Raw genomic sequence first — 4932 nt, 5'->3', positions numbered from 1 at the left:
GCTGTTTTACCCTTTATTATCTGTCTATTTTAGCCTTATTTTAGGCGATTTGCAGAAAGAGAAGTTACAAATCGTAAGCATTTTCCGTTTTGGTCATAAAAAAAGGGGACTTTTTCAGTGCCCTCCCTTGGGGAGGGCTGGGGAGGGGCTTTTGGTTTGCCTCCGCAAGCAGCAGCAACTCTGTAGGAGTTGCGATTTCACAGCCCAGGGTTGCGGGCGAAGCTCGCTACCCTGGGTAACTGCCCCCACTAACCTGGCAACTCTGTAGGAGTTGCGCTTAGCCGAAGGCGTTACTTGTAGTGTATATGCCCATATACCTTGAATATGCTATCGCAAGAAGCTACAAAAAGATTTGTGGCTTTTCAGGGCTTCGCCCTATGCGTCCGTGTGTGTCGGGAGATATCTCGAGAACGAGCTCTCGGATATTCCCCGCCACCCCCATCCGCGCCTGCCTGGTGGCAGGCTGAAAAGCCGCAAATACAAAAAGTCCGCCGTTGGCGGTAAAAAAAGTCCGGCTAACGCCGGTACAAAAAAAGATTACCTTATTTTCTATCGGCAGGTGTCAAACAGATGGAATGACACAATCAGCTGTTTTTTTACCGCCAAAGGCGGCTTTTTTACGGCCGCTGGCCGCTTTTTGAACCATGCCGGCTGTTGTCGTCATGCAAGGCATGGCGTTGGGGGAAGGCGGCGACGACAAGGAGGAAAACTCGTTTTCCGACTGCCGTCACCGACAGCCACAAAAAGGCGAAGCCGACAACAGCCGCCATGGCTTTTTGTGTTTATATCAACTTATTACATAAGTAGGTAATAATGGATTAACCCCGCAATTGGCCTCCCGCAAGCAGCGGCAACTCTGTAGGAGTTGCGATTTCGCAGCCCAGGGTTGCGGGCGAAGCACGCTACCCTGGGTAACTGCCCCACTAACCTGACAACTCTGTAGGAGTTGCGTTTAGCCGAAGGCGTTACGCGCATGAGGATAATGAGTAGGAATGGGTAGATGGTTATTATCAGATTGAGTATAACGCCTTCGGCTAAGCGCAACACTTTACCTTTCCGCGTCGCAAAGCGCCGCGCCGGTGACCTTCGGTTCTGCGTTGCTCCACCTTATTATATATATACCCAGGGTAGAGGCGCTGCGCACCTCAACCCTGGGCTATGGAAACGCAACTCCTACAGAGTTGCCAGGGGTGCGTTCTGTCCGCGATAGAAGCCCCATCCCAACCTTCCCCAAGGGGAAGGAGCCGCACCCAACAGCCTCAAACACAGCAGGAAGGGACTCCCGCCCCTTGGGGAGGGTTGGGGAGGGGCTTTCGGTTGGTTGGTGACGGGCTTTTGGTTGGCTGGGGCGGGCCCTCTAACTATCCTCCACACCTCTCCTGATATCCTTTGGCGTCACGCCATACGTCTTGCGGAAGGCGTGATAGAAGCTCGAGGTATGTTCAAAGCCGCAGCGGCTGGCTATCTCGTCAATGCCCATCCTCGTGTCGTTCTCCAGTAGATGCCGGGCACGCTTCATCTTGATTTTCATCACAAACGAGGCGGGCGAACAGCCCGTTATCGCCACTATCTTGCGATGGAACTGGCGTGAGCTCATGCACAGCTTGTCTGCCAGTGCATTGATGTCGAGCGCCTGCTTGTCGAGCAGCAGATAGATATGGTCTACGGCCTTGGCTACAAACCTCCGCTCGGCATCGGTGAGCCTGCCCTCTTCGTCGTTGTTGCTGCTTGTCATGCCATCGCCAAACTTGCTGCGCAGCGAGCGATGCCTATCGAGCAGCTTCTCGACCACCGTGCGCAGTTCGTCCACATTGAACGGCTTGGAGATATAGGCGTCGGCACCCGCTTTGATGCCCTCGATGCGCTCCTGCTCTGTAATCTTCGCCGTGACGATGACGATGGGGATATGGTTGACCACCTCGTTGGCCCTCACGCGTCGGCAGAGCTCCAGACCATCCATGTCGGGCATCATCACGTCGGTCACTATCAGGTCGGGCACCAGGTCTATCGCCTTCTGCAGTCCGTCGCCTCCGTTGGTGGCATAAGCCACGCTGTAACGGTCGGCGAGCAACTTGCCTATATAGGCTGCGATGTCGCGGTTGTCCTCGACCACCAGCACCGTGTACTGGCTGTCGTCGCAGTCGCAGTCGGTGAGCGCCTGTTCCTCTGCCGGCAGCACCGGCATGTTGTCCATCGTCTTCTCCGTCAGCTTGTTCTCGCATACGTTGTTGATGGGTATCTCTATGCTGAATGTTGTGCCTTCTCCCACCTTGCTCCTTACGCTTATCTTGCCATGCACCGAGTCTACCACGTTCTTCACCAGCGCCAGACCCACACCCGTGCCTATGTTCTTGGCATCGCTCTCACCCTGGTAGAACGGTTTGAACGCATTGGCTGCCGTCTCTTCGTCCATGCCTTCGCCCGAGTCGCTCACCTCCACGTGCAGCGTGTCCTCGATGCGCCACATCGACACGTTGATTTTACCGAACTCCGGCGTGAACTTCAGCGAGTTGGATATCAGATTGTTCAGCAGCTTGCTCACATAGTCGGGCACAAAGTCCATCGTCACCTCCTCCTTGACATACAGCTGCAGGTCGATGTTCTTGCTGCGGGCGTAGTCGCGATAGGTGTCTACGAGCATCGTCACATAGGTGGTGATGCTGCCGTTGCGCCAGTCCAACTTGCCCTCCTTCGACTTGAGCTTCGAGATGTCGAGCAGCTGGTTGATGAGTGTCAGCAGACCCTTTCCCTGCCGCTCTATGGTCAGCGCGTGGCTCTTCACCTCGTCCTGCGGGTTCTTCTGCAGTTCCTGACTCAGTCCGAGTATCACGGTGAGCGGCGTCCTGAACTCGTGGGTGATGCTCGTGAAGAAGTTTTCTCGCATCTGCGCCACCCTCTTCAGGTTCATGTGGTTGTGGTGGTTCACGCGCTGTGCGTAGAAGAATATCACCAGCGCACAGCTGAGCAGCAGCACTATGATGACGAAGATGACGCTGCTCACCATCCGTGCCGACCGCTCGCTCTGCAGCGTCATATTCGCCGCGTCCATCATCCTTGCTTGCTGGGTGCGTTCGATGGCGAGTCCCGCGTTCTGTATGCGGTTCACCTTCTCCATGTCTACCACGCTGTCCTGCATCGCGCCCGCCTTCTCGTGGGCTGCGAGCGCCGCACTGTAGTCGCCCGTGCGTTTGTAGTGCTTATAATATAAGGTGTAGACCTCTGCCAGATATTCATACGACTTGATTTCCTCCGCCATCCGCTTTGCCTTGCCCAGGAAGTTAAACGCCCTGGCGTTGTCGCCTTTGGTCAGGTTGATGCTTGCCAGCGCGATGAGCGAGTTCAGCGCATGCCAGTCGTCGTGCGAAGCCTTCATCAGCTCGTAGGCTTTCTCATATTCCTCCTCTGCCTTGTCATACCGTCGCTCCCGTTCATACATCGAACCGTAGTAGGTATGGCAGAGCGAGATGCCGAGCATGTTGTTCACCTTCTGGTTCAGCTCCATCGACTTGCGGAAGTACGCCCATGCCGAGTCGTTCATGTTCTGATGGCGGAAGATGGAGCCTATGTTGGCGTAGTTGATGGCTTGCCCCAGTTCGCTCTTCAGCTCCTTCTCGCCGGCGAGCGCCATGCGCAGCGCACTGTCGGCGCGCTCGTAGTTGCCCACGGTGAGGTAGATGTTGCCCAGTCCGTTGAGCGCCACCACGCGACTCTTCTTCGCCACGTGCGAGGTGTCGCCGCTCGCCTTGCTGATGGTCCACGCGCGGTAATGGTAGTCTTGCGCCACGTCGAGCACGCCCAGTCTGCGGTAGTCGGTGCCCAGGTTGTTGAGCGCCTGCACCATCTCCAGCGTGTCTTCCAGGTCTTCGGCGAGCGTCAGCTCTTCGCCGTGGTAGCGCAGCGCCTCGTCAAAGAGGCTCTCGTTGCGCATCTTCCAGCCTATCTCTCTGCACACGATGATGCGTCCCAACACATTGTCTTCCTTCTCCATACGCTTCTGCAGCATACGGAGAGTGTCGATATTGTGTGAAGAAGAGATGAGGCTGTCCAGACTTTTGCGCACGGCCATAGGATTCGTCGCCTGTCGCTGTCCGCAGGCTATCATCAGCAGACCGATTACTATCATGTACCACAGTGTGGTGGCGTTGCTCTGTCGTGGGGTATTCATAAGCAGCACTTTTTTGGAGGAGTATTAGGTTATGCTTGCAAAGATAATGATTGTTATCGAAATACAAATCTTTTTTCCCCTTTTTTCTTTTTTCCCCCGCGATTTTTATCATTTCATCGCTGGCGATGGTGCGCATCATGGTAGCAGGGCCAGTCGCGTCGCCCGAACAGATAGTAAAGACACTCCGAGCCATCGCCCCCATCCGCATTTCCGTCATTGCGACGAATACGGATGGTTCTGATAAAACAGAATTAACCTCCTTCGTCGTATTCCATATTAATTAAGGCATTTGTAATTAATAACGCATCGTAGATGGCGCGCTCCCAACGACCATGAGTAGTTAGCCCAAGGTGGATGGTGCGCTCCCTGCTGTAATGTATGGTTGGCCCATAGCAGGCGGTACGCACCCTTGGCAACTCTGTAGGAGTTGCGTTTCCCCAGCCCAGGGTTGAGGTGCGCAGCGCCTCTACCCTGGGTATTGAACCATAAAAGGATAGCAACGCTGAACCGAAGGTCACCGGCGCGGCGCTTTGCGACGCGGAAAGGTAAAGTGTTGCGCTTAGCCGAAGGCGTTATACTCAATCTGATAATACCCATCAAAAAATAGCAGCCCATCATCCTGCCGTGGGTAACGCCTACGGCTAAACGCAACTCCTACAGAGTTGCCAAGGCAGAGAAGCCCCTCCCCACCCCTCCCCTCCCCAAGGGGCGGGAGCTCCTCGCAAATGCCTTAGACACAGCAAGAAAGAGCCCCCGCCCCTTGGGGA

The 4932-nt window shown here is 55.2% G+C and carries 3 protein-coding genes; 1 reads left to right on the top strand and 2 read right to left on the bottom strand.

The features are described 5' to 3' along the window. Positions 1-617: 617 nt before the first annotated feature. Positions 618-770, bottom strand: a complete 153-nt coding sequence (locus CIK94_RS14315) for a hypothetical protein (protein WP_158216501.1) — start codon at positions 768-770, stop codon at positions 618-620. Positions 771-1357: 587 nt separating this feature from the next. After that, positions 1358-4165 carry a response regulator gene (locus CIK94_RS02615; RefSeq protein WP_094421163.1) on the bottom strand — a complete coding sequence of 936 codons (2808 nt, stop codon included), beginning with the start codon at positions 4163-4165 and terminating at the stop codon, positions 1358-1360. 46 nt (positions 4166-4211) lie between these two features. Here CIK94_RS02615 and CIK94_RS13945 point away from each other — a divergent pair, with 46 nt between their 5' ends. After that, positions 4212-4406, top strand: coding sequence for a hypothetical protein (locus tag CIK94_RS13945; protein ID WP_144008278.1), 195 nt, complete (start codon positions 4212-4214; stop codon positions 4404-4406). Positions 4407-4932 lie beyond the last annotated feature (526 nt).

It is taken from the genome of Prevotella sp. P4-51 (assembly GCF_002251455.1).
Taxonomy (GTDB): domain Bacteria; phylum Bacteroidota; class Bacteroidia; order Bacteroidales; family Bacteroidaceae; genus Prevotella.
This window is presented reverse-complemented; position numbering and strand designations above follow the sequence as displayed.

Bases quoted from the DNA above. Each gene is read 5' to 3' on its own strand.
- CIK94_RS13945 (WP_144008278.1), top strand. From the start codon at position 4,212: ATGATTGTTATCGAAATACAAATCTTTTTTCCCCTTTTTTCTTTTTTC.
- CIK94_RS02615 (WP_094421163.1), bottom strand. From the start codon at position 4,165: ATGAATACCCCACGACAGAGCAACGCCACCACACTGTGGTACATGATA.
- CIK94_RS14315 (WP_158216501.1), bottom strand. From the start codon at position 770: ATGGCGGCTGTTGTCGGCTTCGCCTTTTTGTGGCTGTCGGTGACGGCA.